Annotated in this window: 16 protein-coding genes; 11 read left to right on the plus strand and 5 right to left on the minus strand. The window is 76.5% G+C overall.

Annotation, left to right across the window (positions count from 1 at the left end; genetic code table 11):
- Positions 1–279 precede the first annotated feature (279 nt).
- On the plus strand, positions 280–1,425 hold the full coding sequence (locus RMN57_RS28975; protein WP_313766226.1) for a CapA family protein: 1,146 nt from the start codon (positions 280–282) through the stop codon (positions 1,423–1,425).
- A gap of 21 nt (positions 1,426–1,446) precedes the next feature.
- On the opposite strand, the gene RMN57_RS28980 is transcribed toward RMN57_RS28975, so the two are convergent.
- Complete coding sequence (locus RMN57_RS28980; RefSeq protein ID WP_313766227.1) at positions 1,447–1,797, minus strand: hypothetical protein; 351 nt, start codon at positions 1,795–1,797, stop codon at positions 1,447–1,449.
- Positions 1,798–1,982: 185 nt separating this feature from the next.
- Between RMN57_RS28980 and cyaB the strand changes: the two genes are divergently transcribed.
- Entirely contained in the window at positions 1,983–2,558 is a 576-nt protein-coding gene (gene cyaB / locus RMN57_RS28985) for a class IV adenylate cyclase (RefSeq protein ID WP_313766228.1), read from the plus strand.
- 78 nt (positions 2,559–2,636) lie between these two features.
- On the opposite strand, the gene RMN57_RS28990 is transcribed toward cyaB, so the two are convergent.
- From RMN57_RS28990 to RMN57_RS29000, 3 genes are read right to left on the minus strand one after another with little or no spacing between them, the layout of a single operon-like run.
- Positions 2,637–3,335 carry a siderophore-interacting protein gene (locus RMN57_RS28990; protein ID WP_313766229.1) on the minus strand — a complete coding sequence of 233 codons (699 nt, stop codon included), beginning with the start codon at positions 3,333–3,335 and terminating at the stop codon, positions 2,637–2,639.
- 56 nt (positions 3,336–3,391) lie between these two features.
- The gene (locus RMN57_RS28995; protein ID WP_313766230.1) at positions 3,392–4,111 is read right to left on the minus strand and encodes a TetR/AcrR family transcriptional regulator; all 720 of its coding nucleotides are present in this window, start codon (positions 4,109–4,111) and stop codon (positions 3,392–3,394) included.
- A 15-nt stretch (positions 4,112–4,126) separates the two neighbouring features.
- Positions 4,127–5,437 (minus strand): MFS transporter, encoded by a 1,311-nt coding sequence (locus RMN57_RS29000; protein WP_313766231.1) that lies wholly within the window; start codon positions 5,435–5,437, stop codon positions 4,127–4,129.
- Positions 5,438–5,678: 241 nt separating this feature from the next.
- Between RMN57_RS29000 and RMN57_RS29005 the strand changes: the two genes are divergently transcribed.
- The 6 genes from RMN57_RS29005 to RMN57_RS29030 all read left to right on the plus strand — a co-directional run bounded on the left by RMN57_RS29005 (position 5,679) and on the right by RMN57_RS29030 (position 11,478).
- Positions 5,679–6,461 carry a 2,3-dihydro-2,3-dihydroxybenzoate dehydrogenase gene (locus RMN57_RS29005; protein ID WP_313766232.1) on the plus strand — a complete coding sequence of 261 codons (783 nt, stop codon included), beginning with the start codon at positions 5,679–5,681 and terminating at the stop codon, positions 6,459–6,461.
- Between the two features lie 244 nt (positions 6,462–6,705).
- Complete coding sequence (dhbC, locus tag RMN57_RS29010) at positions 6,706–7,908, plus strand: isochorismate synthase DhbC (RefSeq protein ID WP_380233528.1); 1,203 nt, start codon at positions 6,706–6,708, stop codon at positions 7,906–7,908.
- Between the two features lie 152 nt (positions 7,909–8,060).
- Positions 8,061–9,755 carry a (2,3-dihydroxybenzoyl)adenylate synthase gene (locus RMN57_RS29015; protein ID WP_313768006.1) on the plus strand — a complete coding sequence of 565 codons (1,695 nt, stop codon included), beginning with the start codon at positions 8,061–8,063 and terminating at the stop codon, positions 9,753–9,755.
- Between the two features lie 19 nt (positions 9,756–9,774).
- On the plus strand, positions 9,775–10,407 hold the full coding sequence (locus RMN57_RS29020) for an isochorismatase family protein (RefSeq protein WP_313766234.1): 633 nt from the start codon (positions 9,775–9,777) through the stop codon (positions 10,405–10,407).
- Positions 10,408–10,462: 55 nt separating this feature from the next.
- The gene (locus tag RMN57_RS29025; RefSeq protein WP_238862325.1) at positions 10,463–10,687 is read left to right on the plus strand and encodes a phosphopantetheine-binding protein; all 225 of its coding nucleotides are present in this window, start codon (positions 10,463–10,465) and stop codon (positions 10,685–10,687) included.
- On the plus strand, positions 10,687–11,478 hold the full coding sequence (locus RMN57_RS29030) for an AMP-binding protein (RefSeq protein ID WP_313766235.1): 792 nt from the start codon (positions 10,687–10,689) through the stop codon (positions 11,476–11,478). The genes RMN57_RS29025 and RMN57_RS29030 overlap by 1 nt, the downstream gene beginning before the upstream one ends.
- Positions 11,479–11,536: 58 nt before the next feature.
- Here the strand turns inward: RMN57_RS29030 and RMN57_RS29035 are convergent, their stop codons facing one another.
- A complete protein-coding gene (locus RMN57_RS29035) occupies positions 11,537–12,856 on the minus strand; it encodes a M20 family metallopeptidase (protein ID WP_313766236.1) in 1,320 nt (439 codons plus the stop codon).
- Between the two features lie 121 nt (positions 12,857–12,977).
- On the opposite strand from RMN57_RS29035, the gene RMN57_RS29040 reads away from it, so the two are divergent.
- Genes RMN57_RS29040 through RMN57_RS29050 form a run of 3 tightly spaced genes read left to right on the plus strand, consistent with a single transcriptional unit; the run spans position 12,978 to position 21,929 of the window.
- Positions 12,978–20,324 (plus strand): non-ribosomal peptide synthetase, encoded by a 7,347-nt coding sequence (locus RMN57_RS29040; RefSeq protein WP_313766237.1) that lies wholly within the window; start codon positions 12,978–12,980, stop codon positions 20,322–20,324.
- On the plus strand, positions 20,317–20,514 hold the full coding sequence (locus tag RMN57_RS29045; RefSeq protein WP_313766238.1) for an MbtH family protein: 198 nt from the start codon (positions 20,317–20,319) through the stop codon (positions 20,512–20,514). The genes RMN57_RS29040 and RMN57_RS29045 overlap by 8 nt, the downstream gene beginning before the upstream one ends.
- On the plus strand, positions 20,499–21,929 hold the full coding sequence (locus RMN57_RS29050; protein ID WP_396327964.1) for a DHA2 family efflux MFS transporter permease subunit: 1,431 nt from the start codon (positions 20,499–20,501) through the stop codon (positions 21,927–21,929). The genes RMN57_RS29045 and RMN57_RS29050 overlap by 16 nt, the downstream gene beginning before the upstream one ends.
- The last annotated feature ends 562 nt before the right edge of the window (positions 21,930–22,491 follow it).

The following is a 22,491-nucleotide window of genomic DNA, read 5'->3' on the forward strand; positions in this document are numbered from 1 at the left end:
CTCGTCGTCCGTTGCCGGCGGGCCGGGGCCGCGCGGCCGGGGCAGTCCCGGGCCGTCGCCGGGGCCGTTGCGGCCGGCCGGCAGCGGTGGGTCCGGGACCAGCATGTCACTGCTGGGCCGGGCGGTCCCGCCCGGTGGCCGTCCGGCGGTCGTCCATGGCCGTCCGGCGGTCGTCCGGTGGCCGCCCGGCGGTCGAACGCGGTGTGGACGCGGGGCGAAGGAGCCGCGGGGGAGTGGCGTAGGCTGACCGCTCTTGGACCGACCTCGGGGGGAACACTCATGCGCCGTGCCGCGGCTGCCGTCGCACTGCTGCTCGGGCTGGTCCCGCTCGCCGCCTGCGGTCCCGACGACCCGGACCCGGCCCCCGCCAAGGCGGGCGACGCCGCCCCGGCCCCCACCGCCGCGGCCACGGGCGCCGCCACCGGTCCCACCGGGGCCGGCGCGCCGAGCGGTGCCGCGGCCGCGCCCCGGCCGGACGGCAGCATCACCGTGGCCTTCGCGGGCGACGTCCACTTCGAGGGCCGGACGGAAGCCCGGCTCGCCGTGAAGGCCCCCGAGCAGGCGCTCGGCCCGATCGCCGGGACACTGGCCGACGCCGACCTCTCGGTCCTCAACCTGGAGACCGCGATCACCGACCGCGGCGCCCCCGAGCCGAAGACCTACACCTTCCGCACCTCCCCCAAGGCGCTCGACGCCCTCAAGGACTCCGGCGTCGACGTCGTCTCGATGGCCAACAACCACGCGGTGGACTTCGGTGCCGACGGCCTCGCCGACACCCTCGCCGCCAAGGAGTCCTCGCCGATCCCGGTCGTCGGCTTCGGCCGCAACGCCAAGGAGGCGTACGCCCCGTACGTCACCACGGTGCGCGGGGTGAAGGTCGCCGTGGTGGCGGCCAGCCAGGTCGAGGACCTCACCAACCAGAAGTGGCGCGCCGGTGCCAACAAGCCGGGCATCGCCTCGGCCCTGGACGCCCCCGCCCTGGTCAAGGCGGTGGAGGCGGCCAAGAAGCAGGCCCCCGTGGTGCTCGTCTACCTGCACTGGGGCGAGGAGGGCAAGGCCTGTCCGACCGGCGCCCAGACCGCCGTGGCGAAGAAGCTCGCGGCGGTCGGAGCCACCGCCGTGGTCGGCACGCACGCCCACACCATGCTCGGCTCGGGCATGCTCGGGAACACCTACGTCGGCTACGGCTTCGGGAACTTCCTCTGGTACGGGACGTCCAACTACGCCTTCTCCAACGAGACCGGCGTCACCACGCTGACCGTCTCCAAGGAGGGGAAGGTCACCGGCGAGAGCTTCGCCCCGGCGACCGTCGACGACCGCGGCGTGCCCGTCCCGCAGACCGGCGCCGCCGCCGAGGCCGCGCTCAAGCGCCGCGACGGCCTGCGCGGCTGTACCGGCCTGGCGCCGGCACCCGCCGCGCACTGACCTGGGCCCTCTCTTTCGGACCTAAGCCCGCAGCTCGTCCAGGTCCCGCGTGGTCAGGGCCTCGGCCACCGGCACCCCGCTGTCGCGCGCCAGGGCCAGCCGCTCCCGCACCTGACGCGGGGTCCGCGGGCGCCACCCGGGGCCGTAGCAGCAGCGCGAGTGGAACGTCACCCCGGCGGCCAGAACCGCCGTCAGCGCCCGCCACCCGGCGTCGTCCTGCTTCCGGGGGACGGCCAGGTCCTGTCCCGCGTCGATCAACTCGCCCCGGCAGTGCGGGCACCGGTCCCGCCCGGGGGCGGGACGCCGCTTCCAGGACGCCCGGCAGGGCGGGCAGACGAAGTGACGGCGGGTGGTCCGGGGGCGGATGCACATGCCGGCCACGGTAGAAGGCCGGCCGTTCCGCGGCACCCGGTTTCCCCGCGGCGGCGCCGTGTCGCCGGACACCGCTCCGGCGCCGGGCGCCGCTAAAGTGGCGTCATGCCGGGCCTCGCGGCCGCCGGGACGGCCCGGGCGGGCCGGCGGGGCAGGTCCGGGAGCGCCGCCGAGGAGGCCGTGAGGTGATCGAGGCCGAGCTGAAGGCCGTGGTGCGGGAGCCGCGCGCGGTGCTGCGCCGGTTGGAGGCGGCGTACGGGCCGGGGTGCTCCGAGCTGTACCGGGACACCTACTACGACGCGCCGGACGGCGGACTGATGGGCGCCGACCGGGAGTTGCGGATCCGGGTGGTGGAGGGCTCGGACGGGGGCAGCCGCGCACTGCTCACGTACAAGGGCGCCCGGGTGGACGCCGCCTCCGCCTCCAAGCCGGAGCACGAGACCCAGGTGGCGGACGTCCGGGCCGCGCACGGGATCGTGCGCGGCCTCGGGTTCGTCCAGCGGCTCGCGTTCGAGAAGCGCTGCCGCAGCTACGCCTTCGGGTTCGAGGGCCGGCGGATGCTGGCGACCCTCGTCCGGGTGGCGCGGCTGGACGGGGTCTTCCTGGAGGTGGAGACCGCCGTCGAGGCGGTGGACGGGCTGCCGGTCGCGCTCGCCGCCGTCCGCCGGGTGATGGCCGAACTCGGCCTGGAGGAGGGCGACTTCACCACCGATCTGTACACCGACGCGGTGGCCCGGCAGGAGGGCCGGGCGGACCGCTGAGGTGCGGCGCCCGGCTACCCCCGCCCGACCCGTGGTCGACGGCCGTCCGCCGCGGGCCGGTCGGCCCGGACCCCGGCCTCAGCCCTTGTGGTCGGCCTCGCCGTGCTTCCAGTAGCCCTTCGCCTGCACGTGCTCGCGGGGGAGGGCCCAGTCGGTGAGGAGGTGGCGGCGGACGGCGGCGACGGAGCCCGCCTCGCCGGCCAGCCAGGCGTGGGTCCCGTCGGGGACGTCCACGGCGCGGACGGTGTCGGCGAGCAGCTCGCCCTTGGGGTGGGCGCCCGACCGGGGCAGCCAGGTGGTGGTGAGCTCGGCGGCGGTGTCGACGGGCAGGGTGTCGGCCGGTTCCGACACCTCGAAGTAGGCGGACACCCGGATGCCGGGCGGGAGTTGCTCCAGGATGGTGAAGGCGGCGGGCAGTGCGCTCTCGTCGGCGGCGAGGAGGATGTGCGCGGCGCCGTCGAAGGTGGGCCGCCGGCCGCGCGGGCCGGCCAGCCGGACCGGCTCGCCGGGGCGGGTCCGCGCGGCCCAGCGGGCGGCGGGACCGTTGCCGTGCAGGACGACGTCGATGTCCACCTCCCCCTCGGCCGGCCGGTGCCGGCGGATGGTGTAGGCCCGGGACGGGCCCTCAGGGGTCGCCAACTTGACCCACTGGGTGGGGTGTTCGATCGCGAGCTCGGCCAGCTTGGGGCCGGCGAGGGTGAGCCGGACGAGGGTGGAGGTCAGCGGGGCAACCGCGGTGACCTCGACGTCGAAGGTCGGACGGGGGCGTTTGAACATGGTCGCTCCAGAGCCGGCCCGGGGGTGACACGGGCCGGAGGTGGGAGGGGAAGGGGTCAGCGCGCGGGCTGCTCGTCGAGCTGCTGGTCGAGCAGCGCGTCGACGAACGCGGCGTCGAGCGGGCGGCGCAGCACCAGGGCGCGGTGGTAGAGCGGGGCGAGGACGGCGTCGAGGACGACGGCGGCCCGGTCGTCGTCGGCCAGGCCCAGGCAGGTGCGGACGTGCGCGACGTCCCGGGCGCGGAGCTCGTCGAGGAACCCGCTGTGCAGCAACTCCGCTGTCCGCGGGTCGAGTTGTGCGTGGCCGAGGAGGGCCTGGAGGACCCGGCCGGCCGGGTCCTCGCCGAGGAAGGCCGCAAATCGGTGGACGTACGCGCGCACGTCGGCGGGGCCGGACGGGTGCTCGGGCCAGCCGAGGGCGGTCCCGGCGTCCAGGACGAGGTTGTCGAAGAGGATGTCGACCTTGGACTTCCACCAGCGGTAGATCGTCTGCTTGGCGACCCCGGCCGCGGCGGCGATGCCCTCGATGGTGAGGCCCTCGAAGCCGTGCTCGACCAGGAGGTCGTCGGCGGCGTTCAGCACGGCCAGGCGCGCGGCCTCGCTCCGGCGGCTGCCGGCGCTGCGGCTGCCGGTGCTACCGGTGGCGGGGCTGCCGGTGGTCCGGGCGTTCCCGGTGCTGCCGGTGGCTGGGCTGGGCTGGGCGGCGATGGTACTGGCGTCCTCGGGTGCGAGCCGTGCGGGGTCGGCACGGCGGTCGGGCAGGTCGGTCGCGGCCATCCTCTCACGCCCCACTCATGACGCCCGGGGGGCGTCGGCCGCCGCCCGCGCCCGGTGGCGGAGCAGGCCGGCCGCGACCACGAGGGCGAGCGCGGCGACCAGCGCACTGAAGGTGACGCCGGCCGTGCGCAGGTCGGTGGCCTGGATCAGGATGCCGACCCCGACCACCGGCACCGACAGCATCGTGTAGAGGACGGCGAAGAAGGTGGAGATCGCCTCGCCGCGCCGCTGCGGTGCGACGCCGGTGTTCACCGCGCCGAGCCCGGTGCCGACGGCGGTGCCGGTGGCGAGGCCGTTGACGCAGGCGCCGATCAGCAGCGGCGCGAGCGTCGAGGTGAGCAGCGCGGTCGCGATCAGTGCGGACGCCAGGACCAGTCCGGCGCAGGCGGTCGGCAGCGCGCGGGGCGCGGGCAGCACCCGGGCGAGCAGCTGGCCCACGGCGGTGGTGGCGAACGCCAGGCAGACGACCAGGCCGGTGAGCGCGGGGCTGTGCATGTCCAGGACGGTGGCCAGGAAGAGGCCGCTGACCGAGGTCAGCACGCCGAGCACGGCGAAGCCCGAACCGCCGGTCAGCGCGGCGCGCAGGAAGGCGGGCCGGATGTCGGCCGGGACGCGCAGCCGCTGGAAGCGCAGGCGGAAGCCCGCCGGCGAGCCCACGGTCTCGGGCACGGCCGGCAGCGCGATCAGGGCCACAGCGGTCAGGGCGAGCGTCACCGTCCACGGCAGGCGCAGCGGCGCGTCGGTGTCGACCCAGGTGGTCAGCAGGCCGGAGAGCAGGGTGCCGCCGGCCAGACCGCCCATGTTGGCGGCGAGTGCCACGGTCTGGGCGCGCAGGCGTCGCTCCGGCGGGGCGAGGTCGAGCAGTGCGGCGGTCGCGGCGCCGGTCACCAGGGCGGCGGCGAGGCCGGAGAGCACGCGGGCGGCGAGCAGCCAGGGCAGCGAGTCGGCGGCCTCGAAGAGTCCGGCGGCGCCAGCGGCGAGCAGCAGGGCGCCGGCCAGGACGGGGCGGCGGCCGATCTCGTCGGAGAGGCGGCCGAGGGTGAGCAGGCCGGCGACGACGCCGAGGGCGTACACGGCGAAGATCACCGTGACGGTGAACGGCGAGAAGCCGAAGGTGTGTTGGTAGAGCGGGTAGAGCGGGGTCGGGACGGTGGTGCCGGCCATGGTCACCCAGAAGGCGAGGGCGATGGCGGCCCGGGCCAGCGGGTCGGTGCGGGGTGACGGGGCGGCCGGGTCGGATGCGCCGGAGGGGGCGGGCGACCCGGCCGGCGTCGGCCTGGCGGCCTCGGGTGCCGGGCCGGTGCGGGGCGGTGGGGTGGTGGTCACGGGGCTCCTCGGGAGTGGGGCGGTGAAAGTGGACGCAACGTTGCGTCTCCTTCTCTCGATCGGGACGCTAGCACTGGACGCAACGTTGCGTCCACCCTCGTGGATGCTCGCCCCGCCGGACCGGGACCGGCCACCCTTGCGCCAGTTGACGACCCCGCAGGAACTGCGCGGCCTCTCGGCGCATCCGAACAATTGTGTTAGGTTAGGCTTGCCTAACGTTGCTGGTCGGAGGGGATTTCCTGTGCTGCAGTCGGAATTGGTCGGCACCACTGCCGTGGTGACGGGCGCCGGGCAGGGCATCGGCGCCGCCGTGGTGCGGGCGCTCTCCGCCGCGGGGGCCGCCGTCGCGGCGGTCGACCGGAACCCCGGCCCGCTCGCCGCGCTGGCGGAGGAGCTCGGCGGTTCCGTCCGCCCCTACGTCCTGGACGTCACCGACGCGGCGGCGGTCGAGGCCACCGTGGAGCTGGTCGAACGTCAACTCGGACCCGTCGGGGTCCTGGTGAACGTCGCCGGGATCCTGCGGACCTCGCCCGCCGTCGAACTCTCCGACCAGGACTGGGCGGACACCTTCGCCGTCAACAGCACCGGCGTGTTCCACACCTGCCGGGCGGTCGGCGGCCGGATGGCGGAGCGCGGCTCGGGGGCGATCGTCACCGTCGGGTCCAACGCCGCCGGGGTGCCGCGCGCCGGCATGGCCGCCTACGCGGCCTCCAAGGCTGCGGCCACCATGTTCACCCGCTGTCTGGGCCTGGAGCTGGCCCGCTCCGGAGTGCGCTGCAACATCGTCTCGCCCGGTTCCACCGACACCGAGATGCAGCGCGCGCTCTGGGGCGACGACGCCGAGGCCGCCGAACGGCGGGTCGTCGACGGCGATCCGGCCGGCTGGCGGGTGGGCATCCCGCTCGGCCGGATCGCCCAACCCACCGACATCGCCGAGGCGGTGGCCTTCCTGGTCTCCGACCGGGCGCGGCACATCACCATGCACGACCTGTACGTGGACGGCGGTGCCACCCTCCGGGCCTGAGCCGCACGGCGCCCCGGTCCGCGGCCGCACCACGCCGCGGCGCCACCGCCCGGAAGCGCCCTCCCGCAGGCCCGCCCGGCCCGCTCGGTCCGGTCCAACCCCGCTCGGTCCAACCCCGCCCGCCCGGGGCCGCACCCGGGCCCGGGGCCGCACCCCGGGCCCGGGCTTCGAGCCGGTCCCCCCACCCCACCACCCGCCGGTCGGCGCCACGAGCAGCGTCCGGCGGCCATTCGCAGACTGGAGAATCCAGGTGACCACGGTGCACCACGCCCCCGCCGGGACGGACCCCACCGTCATCGGCGCGGCCAGCGGGCTGCTGGGCCAGTACCGGGCCGCGCCCGACGAGGCGTTCTTCGCCTCCCCGACCCGCACGCTGCTCACCGACGGCGTGCACGTCCGGGTGCCGCAGGACGGGCGCCCGCTGCCCGTCCGGGTCGCCGACACGCTCGCCCGCGCCCGCCGGGACGGCGTCGAACACCCGCTGGTGGTGGGCGCGGTGGCGTTCGACCACGACAGCCGCGCTGAACTGGTCGTGCCCGCGCGGGTCCGCCGCTGCGGTGCGCTGCGCGACGACCCGCTGATCGCGCTGCCCGCCCCGGCCGCCGACCGGGTCGAGTGGCAGGTCCGCCCCGTCCCCGCCCCGGAGGCCTACGGCGCCGGCGTCGCGGAGGCCGTCCGGCGCCTGCGGGCCGGCGAGCTGGGCAAGGTGGTGCTCGCCCGCACGCTGGAGCTGACCGCCGGCCGTCCGCTCGACCTGCCCGCGATCCTCCAGAGACTGGCCCGCCGCGACCCGGGCGGCTACAGCTTCGCCGTCCCGGCCGGCGCCGGCCGGACGCTGATCGGTGCCAGCCCCGAGCTGCTGCTCTCCCGCCGCGGCACGGCCGTCCTGGCCAACCCGCTGGCCGGGTCGGTGCCGCGCAGCGCCGACCTCGGCGAGGACGTGCGCCGCGCCGCCGCGCTGCTGGAGTCGCCCAAGGACCTGCACGAGCACGCCGTCGTGGTCGACGCGATCCGCGCCGCGCTGGCCCCGTACTGCCGGACGCTGGACGTGCCGGAGCGGCCGACGCTGGTCCGCACCGCCGCCATGTGGCACCTCGCCACCACCATCACCGCCGAGCTGGCCGACCCGGCCGTCTCCGCGCTGGAGCTGGCAGCCGCGCTGCACCCGACCCCGGCCGTCTGCGGCACGCCGACGCCGCTGGCGCGCCGCGCGATCGGCGAGATCGAGCCCTTCGACCGCGGCCTGTACGCCGGCATGGTCGGCTGGGGCGACGCGGACGGCGACGGCGAGTGGGTGGTCACCCTGCGCTGCGCCGAGGCGGACGAGCGGACCCTGCGGGTCTACGCGGGCGCGGGTGTCGTCGCCGAGTCCCGGCCCGAGGCCGAACTCGCCGAGACCAGCGCCAAGTTCCGGACCTTCCTGGACGCCGCGGGGGTGCCGCGATGAGTGCCGGGAGCAAGGACGTGACGGGCGCCGGGGGTGCCGCGATGAGTGCCGGGAGCATGGGCGTGACGGGCGCCGGGGCGTTCGGCGCGGTCTCCGGGGGTGCGTTCGGTACGGCGCCCGACGGCGGCACCGCCGGACCGGCCGCCGACCCGATGGCCGAGGTGCTGGCCGGCTTCACCCCCTACCCGGCGGAGTTCGCCGAGCGCTACCGGGCCGCCGGCCACTGGCGCGGCGAGACCTTCGGCCGGATGCTGCGCGAGCGCGCCGCCGCCCACGGCGAGCGCATCGCGATCACGGACCCCGTCGACCCCGTCGGGCCGGGCAGCCCCGACGGGGCCGGCGGCCCGCGCCACTGGAGCTACGCCGAACTCGACCGCCGGGCCGACCGGATGGCCGCCGGCCTGCTCGCCCGCGGCATCGGCCGCGGCGACCGGGTGGTGGTCCAGCTCCCCAACGTGGCCGAGTTCTTCGAGGTGGTGTTCGCCCTCTTCCGGATCGGCGCCCTGCCGGTCTTCGCGCTGCCCGCCCACCGCTACACCGAGATCTCCTACTTCTGCTCCTTCACCGGCGCGGCGGGCTACGTGGTCCCGGCCGTCCAGGGCGGCTTCGACTACCGCGAACTGGCCGGCCGGGTGAAGGCGGAGACCGCCTCGCTGCGGCTGGTGCTGGTGGCCGGCGAGGACCCGGGGGAGCACGTCCGGCTGGCCGACGTGCCGCTCGACGGCCCGGGCCCGACCACCGAACCGCAGCCGGAGGACGTCGCCTTCCTGCAGCTGTCCGGTGGCAGCACCGGCGTGCCCAAGCTGATCCCGCGCACCCACGACGACTACATCCACTCGCTGCGCGGCTCGGTCGAGATCTGCGGCCAGGACGAGCGGAGCGTCTACCTCTGTGCGCTGCCGGCCGCACACAACTTCCCGCTCAGCTCGCCGGGTTCGCTCGGCACGCTGTACGCGGGCGGCCGGGTGGTGCTCTGCCCGCAGCCCGCCCCGGAGGCGGCGTTCCCGCTGATCGAGCGCGAGGGGGTGACCATCACCGGCCTCGTGCCGCCACTGGCGCTGCTCTGGCTGGACGCCGCCGAGCGGCGGGCCAAGGCGGGCGAGCCCACCGGGCTGGCCAGCCTGGAGGTGCTGCTGGTCGGCGGTGCCAAGTTCAGCGAGGAGGCGGCCCGCCGGGTCCGCCCGGTGCTGGGCTGCACGCTCCAGCAGGTGTTCGGCATGGCCGAGGGCCTCGTCAACTACACCCGGCTGGACGACCCGGAGGAGGTGATCGTCACCACCCAGGGGCGGCCGATCTCCCCCGACGACGAGGTCCGGGTGGTCGACGACGAGGACCGCGACCTGCCCGACGGCACCACCGGCCACCTGCTCACCCGCGGCCCGTACACCATCCGCGGCTACTGGAACGCGCCCGAGCACAACCGCGGCTCCTTCACCGCGGACGGCTTCTACCGCACCGGCGACCTCGTCCGGCGCACCGCCACCGGCCACCTGGTGGTCGAGGGGCGGGCGAAGGACCAGATCAACCGCGGCGGCGAGAAGGTCGCCGCGGAGGAGATCGAGAACCACCTGCTGGCCCACCCGGCCGTGCACGACGCGGCCGTCGTCTCGATGCCCGACCCCTACCTCGGCGAGCGCACCTGCGCCTACGTGGTGCTGCACCGGAGCCACCGCGAACGGCCGCCGAAGCCGGTCGAGTTGAAGCGGTTCGTGCGGCAGCGCGGACTCGCCGACTACAAGGTCCCGGACCGGGTGGAGTTCGTCGACGCGTTCCCCGCCACCGGAATCGGCAAGGTCAGCAAGAAGGACCTCCGGGCCGCCGTCGCGGCCACCCTCACCACCCCCTGAGACCGAAGGAAGCACCGCCGTGGGCCTGCCCCGCATCCCCTCCTACCCCATGCCCGCCGCCGGCGAGCTGCCCGCCAACCGGGTCGCCTGGACGGTCGACCCGTCGCGCGCCGTGCTGCTGGTGCACGACCTGCAGAACCACTTCCTGGACGCCTTCGACACCGGCGCGGCGCCGGTCACCGAGCTGTTCGCCAACGTCAACCGGCTGCGCGAGGAGGCCGGGCGCCTCGGCGTCCCGGTCCTGTACTCGGCGCAGCCCGGTGGCCAGAGCCCGGAACAGCGCGGCCTCCAGCAGGACTTCTGGGGCCCCGGCATCCCGGACGACCCGCGCGCGGCGGCCGTCGCCGACGCCGTCGCCCCGGGCGAGCGGGACGTCCTGCTGACCAAGTGGAAGTACAGCGCCTTCGTCCGCACCGAGCTGGCCGAGCTGCTGCGCGCGCAGGGCCGCGACCAGCTGGTGATCACCGGTGTGTACGCCCACATCGGGGTGCAGGCCACCGCCTGCGACGCCTGGATGCGCGACATCGAGGCCTTCGTGGTGGCCGACGCGGTCGCCGACTTCGGCGCGGACGAGCACCGCGCCGCGCTCGCCTGGGTGGCCGGGCGCTGCGGCGTGGTCACCACCGCGGACGCCGTCTTCGGTGCCGCCTGATCCGGCGACGACGCCGAACCCGACGTATTCGAGAGGAAGTGGGGAAGTGACGGGCATGGCCTTCACCGTGGAGCGCATCCGGGCCGAGGTGGCCGACCTGCTGGGCGAGGACCCGGCGGACATCCCGCTGGACGAGAACCTGGTCGACTGGGGCCTGGACTCGGTCCGGCTGATGGCCCTGGCCGAGCGGTGGCGGGCGGACGGCGCCGAGGTGTCCTTTCCGCAGCTGGCCGAGCGGCCGGCCGTGGAGGCCTGGGCCGAGCTGCTGGGCGCGTCCTGATGGACCCGGCCGACGTGCTGACCCCGGGCACCGCGCCGGCGAAGCGGCCGCCGACCACCGTGGTCGGCCCGGTCGAGGCGCAGGCCGCCCGGACGCCCGGGGCGCCCGCGCTGGTGTTCGCGGACGGCGCGCAGGTGTCGTACGGCGAACTGAACGCGGGAGCCAACCGGTTGGCGCGACACCTGGCGGGCCTCGGCGCCCGCCCCGGCACGGTCGTCGGCCTGGCGCTCGCCCGCCCGGCCGACGTGGTGCCGGCGCTGCTGGCGATCGCCAAGTCCGGTGCGGCATACCTGCCGCTGGACCCGGGTGACGCCCCCGGCCGGCTCGCCTGGTTGCGCTCCGACGCCGAGCCGGTCGCCGTCCTGGGGGAGGGCGTGCCCGGCGCGGTCCGGCCCGGACCGGCCGAGCTGGCGGCCGAGTTGGCCACCGACCCGCCGCGCGCGCTGACCCCGCAGCACCCGCTCTGCCTGGGCTACGGCCCCGGCGGGCGGCCGGCGGGCGTCGCACTGACGCACGGCGAGGCGGACCGGCGGGTGCGCGAGCTGCAGGCCGCCTACCGGCTCGGCCCGGGTGACCGGGTGCTGCAACTCGGGCTGCCGCTCTGGGAGTTCTTCTGGCCACTGCGGACCGGTGCGGCGCTGGTGCTGGCCGGTCCGGACCGGCCCGCCGACGTGGGCGAGCTGGTCCGGGAGCTGGGCGTCACCGCGCTGCGGGCGGCCCCGGCGGTCCTCGGCGGCCTGCTCCCGGAGCCCGGCCCGGCTCCGGTGCACGTCCTGCTCGGACGCGACTGACCCGGCGCCGGTGCAGGTGCTGCCCGGTCCGGACCGGGCCGTCGCCGGGGCCGGCCCGTCAGCCGCCGTCCGCGGTCCGGTGGCCGGCCGCGAAGTCGGCCGCCGTCCAGGCCATCCCGATCGCGCCGTCCAGCACGGCGCGATCGGCCTCGGGGGAGACGGCCGCCTCGGCGAAGGCCGGTTCGTGCGGGGCGCAGGCGCCGCCGGTGATGTCCAGCACCGGGTGGATCGCGGGGAGCAGGTGCGAGACGTTGCCCATGTCGGTGCAGGCGAACGGTCCGCGCTCGACCGGCTCCGGCCGGCCCAGTGCGCGGGCGTTGGCACGCCAGAGCGCGAGCAGGCCGGCGTCGCTGCGGAAGTCCAGGTAGTCCGGTTCCGGCCGGGTCAGCTCGACCTCGCAGCCGGTGGCCAGGGCGCCGGCGCGGAAGCAGTCCTCCACCCGGGTGCGCAGCTCCGCCAGGTCCTCGGCGGCCGAGGCGCGGATCTCGTACTCCGCGGTGGCGGTGTCCGGGATCAGGTTGGGGGCGGTCCCGGCCGCGGTGGTGATGCCGTGCACCCGCCAGTGCGGCGGCAGCTGCTGGCGCAGCAGGCCGAGCGCGACCTGGGCGACGGTGAGCGCGTCGGCGGCGTTGCGGCCCTCGTGCGGGTTGAGGCTGGGGTGGGCCGCGCGTCCGGTGTAGCGGACGGCGAGGGTGCCGAGTGCGAAGGAGCGGAAGTCGGCGACCTCGACGGGGCAGGGGTGGACCATCATCGCGGCGTCCACGCCGGTGAAGGCCCCGGCGTCCAGCAGCAGCGCCTTCCCGGCGCCGCGCTCCTCGGCCGGGGCGCCGATCACCCGGACGGTGAGCCCGAGCCGGTCCGCGTGGGGTGCGAGGCCGAGCGCGGCGCCCAGGCCGGCGGCGGCGATCAGGTTGTGGCCGCAGGCGTGGCCGAGCCCGGGCAGCGCGTCGTACTCGCAGACCAGGGCGACGGTGACCGGCCCGGAGCCGATCGTGGCGGTGAAGGCGGTCGCCAGGCCGTGCGCGGGCGCGGTGACCGCGTAGCCGTGGTCGCGCAGCAGCTCGGCGCACCAGGCGGCGGCGCGGTGCTCCTCGAACGCGGTCTCGGGGTGGGCGTGGAGGCGGCGGCTGAGCGCGAGCAGTTCGGCGCGGTGCGCGTGGACGCGCTCGCGCACGGCGGCCTTGAGGCCGGCCCGTTCGAGCGCGGCCACGCCCGCCGCGGCTGCACCTGCGGGGGCGGCACCCGCGGCGGCGGCGCCGGGGCGGGTGGTACCCGTGCCGGCTGCACCCCGCCCGCCCGCGGTCGTGTCCCCGCGCGCCTCCGCTGCGGTCTCGGGGGCGGTCCCGGGGCCGGGCGGGTTCGCGTTCAGGGGGGACATCGGCGCCTCCGGAGGCGTCAGGGCCCGTGCGATGACGGGCGATTGACCAGACAATATGTAGATAGCTTAGGCTAACCTAAGTAGGCGTTCCGTTCGCCGGACCCGAGGAGCTCTCAGAACCATGCGTCCCCACCAGGCCGCGTCCGACCCCGTCGCCGATCCCGCCGCCGACGTACCGCTGCTCGCCACCCAGGCGGCGATCTGGTACGCCCAGGCGCTCGACCCCGGCAGCCCGGTCTACAACACCGGCGACGCCGTCGAGATCGCCGGCCCGCTCGACGCCGACCTCTTCGAGGGCGCCCTCCGGCAGGCCGTCGGCGAGGCGGACGCGCTCGGCGCGGTGGTCGTCGCCGCCGAGGACGGCGCCCCGCGCCAGCGGCTGCAGCCCGGCCACCCCTGGCCGCTGCACCGGCTCGACCTGCGCGCAGCCGTCGCCCCGGACGCCGAGGCCGAGGCCTGGATGCGGGCCGACCTGGCCCGGCCCGTCGACCTCGCCGAGGGCCCGCTGTTCACCCACGCCCTGATCCGGCTCGGCGAGGACCGCCACTGGTGGTACCGGCGCGTCCACCACCTCGCCGTCGACGCCTACGCGCTCACCCTGATCGGCGACCGGGTCGCCGAGCTGTACACCGCGTACGCCACCGGGGAGCAGCCCGGCGGGCGCGCGTTCGCCACCCCCGCGGAGGTCGCCGCCGAGGAGGCCGCCTACCGCGACAGCGCCGACCATGCCGCGGACCGGGCGTTCTGGTGCGACCGCCTCGCGGGCGCCGAGGCCCCGGCCACCCTCCCCGCGCTGCCCTCCGCCGCCGGCGGAGCCCCCGCCCCCGGCGTCCCCGCCCCCGGGGCCCCCGCCGTCGGCCGACTCCCGCGCCTGGCCGCCGAGTTGCCCGCCGGGACGCTCACCCGTCTGGAGCGCGCGGCCGGCGCCGTCCGCGCCACCTGGGCCGAACTGGTCATCGCCGCCACCGCCGGCTACCTGCACCGCCTGGCCGGTACGGAGGACGTCGTGCTCGGCCTGCCGCTGGCCAACCGCCGCGGCCCGGCGGCCCTGCGCACCCCGATCGCCACCGCCAACGTGCTGCCGCTGCGCCTCGCGGTCCGCCCCCGGGACACCGCCGCCGACCTGCTGCGCCGCGTCGTCCTGGAGCTCCGCGCGGTCCGCCGCCACCAGCGCTACCCGCTGGAGGACCTGCGCCGCGACCTCGCCCTCACCGGCGAGCGGCGCGCCCTGTTCGGCCCGATGGTCAACATCAAGGCGTTCGAGCGCGACCTCGACCTGGCCGGGCTGCCGGGCACCGTCCGCAACCTCGCCGCGGGCCCGGTCGACGACCTGGCCCTGGCCGTGTCGCCCGGGCCCGACGGCGCCCTGCGCCTCCTCCTGGAGGCCGACCCGGCGCGTTACGCCGCCGACGCGCTCGCCGCCCACCGGGACGGCCTGCTCCGCTACCTCGACGGGCTCGCGGAGCTGCTGCTGACCGACCCGCAGACGCCGATCGCCCGCATCGACCTGCTGGACGCCGACGCGCTGGGCCGTGCCACGGCCGGCCGCGCCGAGCCCGCCGCCACCCGCACCGTGCCGGCGCTCTTCGCCGAACAGGCCGCCCGCACCCCGGACGCCGTCGCCCTGCGGTGCGGCGAATCCGCGCTCACCTTCGCCGAGTTGGACGCCGCCGCCGACCGCCTCGCGCACCGCCTGGCCGACCTCGGGGTGCGCGCGGGGACACCCGTCGCCCTCGCCCTGCCGCGCAGCGCCGACACCCTCGTCGCGATGCTCGCGGTGCTCAAGGCCGGCGGCGCCTGCCTCTCGCTCGACCTCGCCCACCCGCGCCGGCGGATCGCGGACATCCTGGCCGACGCCCGCCCGGTCTGCGCCGTCGGCACCGCCGCCGCCCTCGCGGCACTCCCGGCCGGTGCGGACGACCCCGCCGGCCCTGGTGGCCCCGTCGGCCTTGGTGGCCCCGCCGGCCCTGCCGGCCCTGCCGGCCTCACCGGCCCCGGCCGGCCCGCCGTGGTCCTCGACGACCCGGCCGTCCGGGCCGAACTCGGCCTGCTGCCCGGCACGTCGCTTCCCGCCCCCTCGCCGAGCAGCGCGCAGCCGCTCCCCGGACCGGCCCCCGAGCAGACCGCCTACCTGCTGCACACCTCCGGCTCCACCGGCCGCCCCAAGGGCGTCGTGGTCACCCACGCCTCGCTCGCCAACCTGCACGCCGGCCACGGCGAGGACCACATCGCCCCCGCCCTCGCCCGCACCGGCCGCACCCGGCTGCGCGTCGCCCACAGCGCCTCGTTCGCCTTCGACGCCTCCTGGGACCCGGTGCTCTGGATGGTCCACGGCCACGAACTGCACCTGCTGGACGACGCCACCTACCGCGACCCGGCCGCCCTGGCCGGCTACGTCGACCGGGAGCGGATCGACTACCTCGACGTCACCCCCTCCTACCTCGAGGTCCTCCTCGCCGAAGGCCTGCTGGACGAGGGGCGGCACCGCCCGGCGGTGCTCGTGGTCGGCGGCGAGGCCACCCCCGACGCCCTCTGGCGACGGCTGACCGCCGTCGACGGGCTCACCCCGCTCAACCTCTACGGGCCCACCGAGACCACCGTCGACGCCTACTCCTGGACCCCCGGACCGGACGGCACCCCCGTCGGCCGGGTGGTCCGCGGCTCCCGCGCCTACATCCTCGACGCCTCGTTGCGCCCCGCCCCCGACGGCGTCCCGGGCGAGCTGTACGTGGCCGGCGCCTGCCTGGCCCGCGGCTACCTGGGCCGCCCCGACCTCACCGCCGAGCGCTTCCTCGCCGACCCGTTCGGGCCGCCCGGCGGCCGGATGTACCGCACCGGCGACCTCGCCCGCCGCCGCGCCGACGGCACCCTGGAGTTCCTCGGCCGCGCCGACGACCAGGTGAAGATCCGCGGCTTCCGGATCGAGCCCGGCGAGATCGCCGCCGTCCTCGGCGGGCTCCCGGACGTGGCGCAGGCCGCGGTGATCGCCCGGCCCGGCCCGCAGGGCAGGCGGCTGCTCGGCTACGCCGTCCCCGCGCCGGGTACCGCGCCCGACCCGGACGCCCTGCACGCCGCCCTCGCCGAGCGGCTGCCCGAGCACATGGTGCCCGCCGCGGTGCTCGTCCTGGACGAGCTGCCGCGCACCGGCAACGACAAGCTCGACCAGCGCGCCCTGCCCGAGCCGGCCGCCGAGGCGCCGGCGGGCGGCGACGCGCCGGCCACCCCGCAGGAGGAGGTGGTCTGCGCTCTGTTCGCCGCCGTCCTCGGCCTGCCCGAGGCCCCTGCCCGGTCCGCCTCCTTCTTCGAGCTCGGCGGCCACTCGCTGCTGGCCGGCCGCCTGGCCGCCCGACTGCGCGAGACCCTCGGTGCGGCCGTCGGCTTCGCCGACGTGTTCCGCCACCCCACCCCGGCCGCCCTCGCCGCCCTGCTGCGCGAGCGCTCGGCGCCCGAACCCCGCCCGGCCCTGGTGCCGGCGCCGCGCCCCGAGCGGCTCCCGCTCTCGCCGGCCCAGCGCGGCCTCTGGTTCCTGCACCGGCTCGAAGGCCCCAGCCCCACCTACAACATCCCGCTGGTCCTCACGCTCACCGGCCCGCTCGACCGCGAAGCCCTCGCGCTCGCCGTCACCGACCTCGCCGCCCGGCACGAGACCCTGCGCACCGTCTGCGTCGAGCCCGCCGACGGCGAGCCGTACCAGCGCGTCCTGCCGCCCGCCGACGTCCCGCTGCACGACGGCGACTCGCTCGCCGAGGCCGTCCGGTACGCCTTCGACCTCGCCGCCGAACCGCCGCTGCGGGCCACGCTGTTCGCCGAACCGGACGGCGGCCACACCCTGCTCCTGCTGCTCCACCACATCGCCGGCGACGGCGCCTCCACCACCCCGCTGGCCCGCGACCTGGCCGCCGCCCACGCCGCCCGGTGCGCCGGCCGTGCGCCCGAACTGCCGGACTTCACCGTCCGGTTCGCCGACCACGTGGTCTGGCAGCGGCAGCTGCTCGGCACCGCCGACGCGCCCAGCCCGCTCGCCGTCCGGCAACTCGACCACTGGCGCAAGACCCTCGCCGGCCTGCCCGACCAGCTCGACCTGCCCACCGACCGGCCGCGCCCGGCCGTCGCCGGACACCGCGGCGCCACCGTGCCGTTCACTCTGGAGCCGGCCGCCCACGCCGCCCTGGCGGCGCTCGCCCGCACCACCGGCACCACCGTCTTCATGGCCGTCCAGGCCGGCCTCGCCGCGCTGCTCACCCGGCACGGCTGCGGCACCGACATCCCGGTCGGCACGCCCGTCGCCGGCCGCGACAGCGACGAGACCGCCGCCCTGGTGGGCTACTTCGTCAACTCCGTGGTGCTGCGCACCGACACCTCGGGCGACCCGACCTTCCGCACCCTGCTGGACCGGGTCCGGGCCACCGTGCTGGCCGCCCACGACCACGCCGACCTGCCGTTCGACCGGCTGGTCGAGGAGCTCAACCCGCCCCGCTCACTGGCCCGGCACCCGCTGTTCCAGGTCATGCTGGCCTGGCAGAGCGTCCCGGACGCGGAGTTCGCCATGGGCGGCGGCCTCACCGCGCGGGTCGCCGCCGTGCCCTCCGGCACCGCCAAGTTCGACCTCACCCTCAACGCCGGCGAGCGGCCCGGCGGCGGCATCGCCGGCTTCCTGGAGTACCGCACCGACCTCTTCGACCGGGCCACCGCGCAGGCGCTGGCCGGCCGGCTCGCCCGGCTGCTCACCGCCGCCGCCACCGCGCCCGACACCGCGATCGGCCTGCTCCCGCTGATCAGCGAGGAGGAGCGGCACCGGGCCCTGGTCGAGTGGAACGGCACCCCGGTCGCCACCGCCCCCGGCGCCACCCTCCCCGAGCTGTTCGAGGCCGCCGCCCGCGCCAACCCCGGGGCGACCGCCGTCAGTCACCTGGGCGACAGCCTCGACTACGCCGAACTCTCCGCCCGTGCCGACCGGTTGGCCCGCCTGCTGGCCGCCCGCGGGATCGGCCCCGGCACCATCGTCGCGCTCGCCCTGCCGCGCTCGCTCGAACTCGTCACCGCCCTGCTCGCCGTGGCCAAGTCCGGCGCGGCCTACCTGCCGCTCGACCCGGACTACCCGGCCGACCGGCTCGCCTACATGCTGGCCGACGCCGCGCCGGCCGCGCTGCTCACCGACACCGCCACCGCCGAACGCCTCCCCGCCCACGGGGTGCCGCGGATCCTGGTCGACGGCGGCGAGCCGGACGCCCACCCGGCCACCCCGCTGGCCCAGCACGAGCGCACCCGGCCGCTCACCGCCGACGACGTCGCCTACGTCATCTACACCTCGGGCTCCACCGGCCGGCCCAAGGGCGTCCCGGTCACCCACCACAACGTGGTCCGGCTGTTCACCGCCACCGACCACTGGTTCGGCTTCGGCGCGGGGGACGTCTGGACGCTCTTCCACTCCTACGCCTTCGACTTCTCGGTCTGGGAGCTCTGGGGAGCCCTGCTGCACGGCGGCCGCCTGGTCGTCGTCCCGCACCTGGTCAGTCGGGACCCGGCGGCCTTCCTCGACCTGCTCGCCCGCGAACGGGTCACCGTGCTCAACCAGACCCCGTCCGCCTTCTACCAGCTCAGCGCCGCCGACCGGGAGCACCCCGGCCGCGAACTCGCCCTGCGCTACGTGGTGTTCGGCGGCGAGGCGCTCGAACTCGGCCGCCTGGACGACTGGTACGAGCGGCACGCCGACGACGCGCCCGTGCTGGTCAACATGTACGGCATCACCGAGACCACCGTGCACGTCTCCCACGTCGCCCTCGACCGGGCGAGCGCCGCCGCCGGTACCAGCAGCACCATCGGCGTCAACATCCCCGACCTGCGCGTCTACGTGCTCGACCAGCACCTGCAGCCCGTCCCGCCCGGCGTCACCGGCGAGATGTACGTGGCCGGCGCCGGCCTGGCCCGCGGCTACCTCGGCCGCCCCGCGCTCAGCGCCGAACGCTTCGTCGCCGACCCGCACGCCGAGCTGTTCGGCGAGCGCGGCACCCGGATGTACCGCTCCGGCGACCTCGCCCGCCGCCGCGCCGACGGCGTCCTGGAGTACTTCGGCCGCGCCGACCAGCAGGTCAAGATCCGCGGCTTCCGGATCGAACTCGGCGAGATCGAGGCCGTGCTGGCGGCCCACCCGGGCGTCGCCGACGCCGCCGTGATCGTCCGGGAGGACGTGCCCGGCGACAAGCGCCTGGTCGGCTACGCGGTGCCGGCGCCGGGCGGCGGCGCGCAGCCCACCGCCGAGGAGCTGCGCGCCCACACCGCCGCGGACCTGCCGGTCCACATGGTCCCCTCCGCGGTCGTACTGCTGGAGCAGCTGCCGCTGACCGCCAACGGCAAGCTCGACCGCCGGGCCCTGCCCGCCCCCGACGCCCCCGCGGGCGGCGGCGGACGACCCCCGCGCAACCCGCGCGAACAGCAGCTCTGCGAGCTCTTCGCCGAGGTGCTGGGCCGGCCGGCGGTCGGCCCCGAGGACGACTTCTTCGCCCTCGGCGGCCACTCCCTGCTGGTCGTCCGCCTGGCCGGCCGGATCCGCACGGTCCTCGGCCTGGAGGTCGGCATCGGCACCCTCTTCCAGGCCCCGACGCCGGCCGCCCTGGACACCGCCCTCGCCGCGGACGTCCGCGGCGCCGACGCACTGGACGTCCTGCTCCCGCTGCGGCCCGCCGCCCCCGGCAAGCGGGCCCCGCTGTTCGCCGTCCACCCGGCCGGCGGCCTGAGCTGGTGCTACACCGGCCTGATCCGCCACCTGCCAGCCGACGTGCCGATCTACGGCCTCCAGGCCCAGGGGGTCGGCGCCGCCACCGCGGGCCGGCCGCTGCCGCGCACCCTGGAGGAGCTGGCCGCGCACTACGTCGACCGGCTCCGCGAGGTCCAGCCGGTGGGCCCCTACCGGCTGCTCGGCTGGTCCACCGGCGGCATCATCGCCCACGCCATGGCCGTCCGGCTGCAGGAACTCGGCTGCGCCGTCGAGCTGCTGGCCGTCCTCGACGCCTACCCCGCCGAGGGCTTCCGGGAGCTGCCGGTGCCCGACCAGGCCGAGGCCCTGGAGGCGCTGCTCACCATGGGCGGTTACGGGCCGGCGGACCTCGACGGCCGCCCGCTCGAACTCGCCCACGTCACCGAGCTGCTGCGCCGCGAGGGCAGCCCGCTGGCCGGCCTGGACGACGCCACGGTCGAGGCGCTCAACCGGATCTACCTCAACACCAACCACCTCGTCCGCGGCTACGACCACCGCCGCTTCGAGGGCGACGTGCTGTTCTTCCGCGCCACCGTCGACACCATCGACGAGACCCTGGTGCCCGAACTCTGGGCCCCCTACACGGCCGGCCGGATCCGCAACACCGACGTCGCCTGCTCGCACAAGGACATGACCCTGCCCGAGCCGATCGCGCACATCGCGCGCGTGGTCGCCGAACACCTCGCAACCCTGGAGAACGCCACCCATGAGTGACGCCCCCGCCAACCCCTTCGACGGCGACGGCGACTTCCTCGCCCTCGTGAACGACCAGGGCCAGCACTCGCTCTGGCCGGCCTTCGCCGCGGTCCCGGCCGGCTGGAACGCCGCCCACGGGCCCTGCCCGCGCACCGAGGCGCTGGACTGGATCACCGCCCACTGGACCGACCTGTGCCCGGTACGGTGACCGGCGCCGCAGCCCCGGCCCCCGCGGCGCGCCCCCGGTTCGCCGGGCGCGTCGCGGTGGTCGTCGTCTACACGGCCGCGATGTGCATGAACGGCCTGGATTCGACGATCGTCAACCCCGCGCTGTTCACCATCGCCGAGGACTTCGGCCGACCGGTCTCCGCCGCCAACGCGGTGGAGACCGCCTTCCTGGTCGGCCTCGCCCTCGGGCTGCCGGCGGCCGGTTGGCTCGGCGACCGGTACGGCGTCAAGCGGGTCTTCCTCGCCGCGCTGGCCGGCTTCACGCTCGCCTCCGCACTGTGCGCCGCCGCGCCCGGCCTCGGAGCGCTCTCCGCCGCCCGGGCCGTCCAGGGCGTCGCCGGCGGGCTGCTCACCCCGGTCGGGATGACGCTGCTCTTCCGCGCCTTCGCACCGCACGAGCGCGCCGGGCTGGGCAAGGTGCTGATCGTGCCGACCGCGCTGATGCCCGCCCTCGGGCCGCCGCTCGGCGGCTTCCTCACCGAACACCTCTCCTGGCACTGGCTCTTCCTGGTGAACGTGCCGATCGGCGCGGCCGCCGTCCTCACCGGTCTGCTCGGCCTGCCAGCGGGGGAGGAGGAGCAGACCGGCCGCTTCGACACCGCCGGCTTCCTGCTCGCCGCCCCGGGCCTCGCCCTGCTCACCTACGCGCTCGGCTTCGGCCCGGCGCACGGCTGGTCCTCCCCGGGCGTCGCGACCGCCGGGGTGCTCGGCCTCCTGCTGCTCGGCGCCGCCGTCCGGCACCAGCTACGCACCGACGAGCCGCTGGTGGACCTCGGGCTGCTCGCCGACCGCGTCTTCGGCGCGGCCACCTGGCTCGCCCTGCTGACCTCCGCCGGACTGATGGGCGCGCTGTTCGTCTTCCCGCTGCTCCACCAGGCGGCCCTCGGCGGCTCCGCCCTGGACGCCGGGCTGAGCGTCTTCCCGGAGGCGATCGGCCTGATGGCCGCCTCCCAGGTGGTGGACCGCCTGCTGCCCCGGATCGGACCGCGCCGGCTCGCCGTGCCGGCGCTGCTCCTCGCCGCCCTCGTGCTGGCCGCGCTCGCCGCCCCCGGCGTCGGTGAGAACGCCTGGGCGGTCCGGGCGCTGATGTTCGGCATCGGGCTGATCCTCGGCACCGCGGTGCTCACCCTGCAGATCGCCGGCTTCGCCGACGTGCCGCCGCCCGCGATGGGCCGGGCGATGGGCCTCTTCACCATCGTCCGCACCCTGGGCGGGGCCGTCGGCATCGCCGCCGCGGCCGCCCTCGTCGGCGTGCTCGCGGAGGACGGTACCCACGCGGCCGAGCCCGGCCCCTACCGGGCGGCGCTGCTCCTGACGGCGGCGCTGGTCGCCGCCGGCACGCTGGTCGCGGCCCGCCTCCCCCACGACGCCCCGGGCCCGCCGCCGCTGGACTAGGGCGTCGGAGGACCCGTGCGAGCCCGCCCCCGGACCTTCCGGGGCGGGCTCGCGGCGGTTTCCGGCCGGGCGTTCCCGGGACAGTTGTGATTTCCCGGTGCCACGAGTGTTCCCGGGGCCGTGGGGAGCCGAGCAGAAACGAATAATCCGCTCCCCGGGAATAATTCCGTAATAGAACAGAGATGCGGCAGATGATATTACGTTCGCCATTTCCAGTGGATTCCCGGTGTCCGGGCAGGTGAATGCCGAGAGGCGGAATCCCGCCCTCCGCCGGGCGTGCGCCGGAGCCCGCCACGGCGGCGTCGGCCCGGCCGCCGTCGCTCGCGGCGGGCCGTGGCGGCGGCGTCATCGCAGGTGAGATGGGTCGTACCCCGGCCGACCGGCCGCGCCGGGGTGATCGCCCCGGGTGGCGCGCGCACGCTGTCGCGGCCCGTCCGCGCCATGCGGTGGCGCACCGTCCTACGCCCGGCTCACGGGCCGGCCGGGTGCGCGATCCGGTGCGCAGAATCGTTCCGTCGTATGGGAAGTGCGCCGTTGCAGAGGGATCCTCTGTGGCTCCACT

Origin of the sequence: Kitasatospora sp. CM 4170 (assembly GCF_032110285.1) — a bacterium.
GTDB classification, from domain to species: Bacteria; Actinomycetota; Actinomycetes; order Streptomycetales; family Streptomycetaceae; genus Kitasatospora; species Kitasatospora aburaviensis.

Excerpts from the sequence above, each read along its gene's own strand:
- RMN57_RS29045 (WP_313766238.1), top strand. The coding sequence starts at position 20,317 with ATGAGTGACGCCCCCGCCAACCCCTTCGACGGCGACGGCGACTTCCTC.
- RMN57_RS28975 (WP_313766226.1), top strand. The coding sequence starts at position 280 with ATGCGCCGTGCCGCGGCTGCCGTCGCACTGCTGCTCGGGCTGGTCCCG.
- RMN57_RS29015 (WP_313768006.1), top strand. The coding sequence starts at position 8,061 with ATGGCCGAGGTGCTGGCCGGCTTCACCCCCTACCCGGCGGAGTTCGCC.
- RMN57_RS29030 (WP_313766235.1), top strand. The coding sequence starts at position 10,687 with ATGGACCCGGCCGACGTGCTGACCCCGGGCACCGCGCCGGCGAAGCGG.
- RMN57_RS28980 (WP_313766227.1), bottom strand. The coding sequence starts at position 1,797 with ATGTGCATCCGCCCCCGGACCACCCGCCGTCACTTCGTCTGCCCGCCC.
- RMN57_RS28995 (WP_313766230.1), bottom strand. The coding sequence starts at position 4,111 with ATGGCCGCGACCGACCTGCCCGACCGCCGTGCCGACCCCGCACGGCTC.
- RMN57_RS29025 (WP_238862325.1), top strand. The coding sequence starts at position 10,463 with ATGGCCTTCACCGTGGAGCGCATCCGGGCCGAGGTGGCCGACCTGCTG.
- RMN57_RS29035 (WP_313766236.1), bottom strand. The coding sequence starts at position 12,856 with ATGTCCCCCCTGAACGCGAACCCGCCCGGCCCCGGGACCGCCCCCGAG.
- RMN57_RS28990 (WP_313766229.1), bottom strand. The coding sequence starts at position 3,335 with ATGTTCAAACGCCCCCGTCCGACCTTCGACGTCGAGGTCACCGCGGTT.
- RMN57_RS29040 (WP_313766237.1), top strand. The coding sequence starts at position 12,978 with ATGCGTCCCCACCAGGCCGCGTCCGACCCCGTCGCCGATCCCGCCGCC.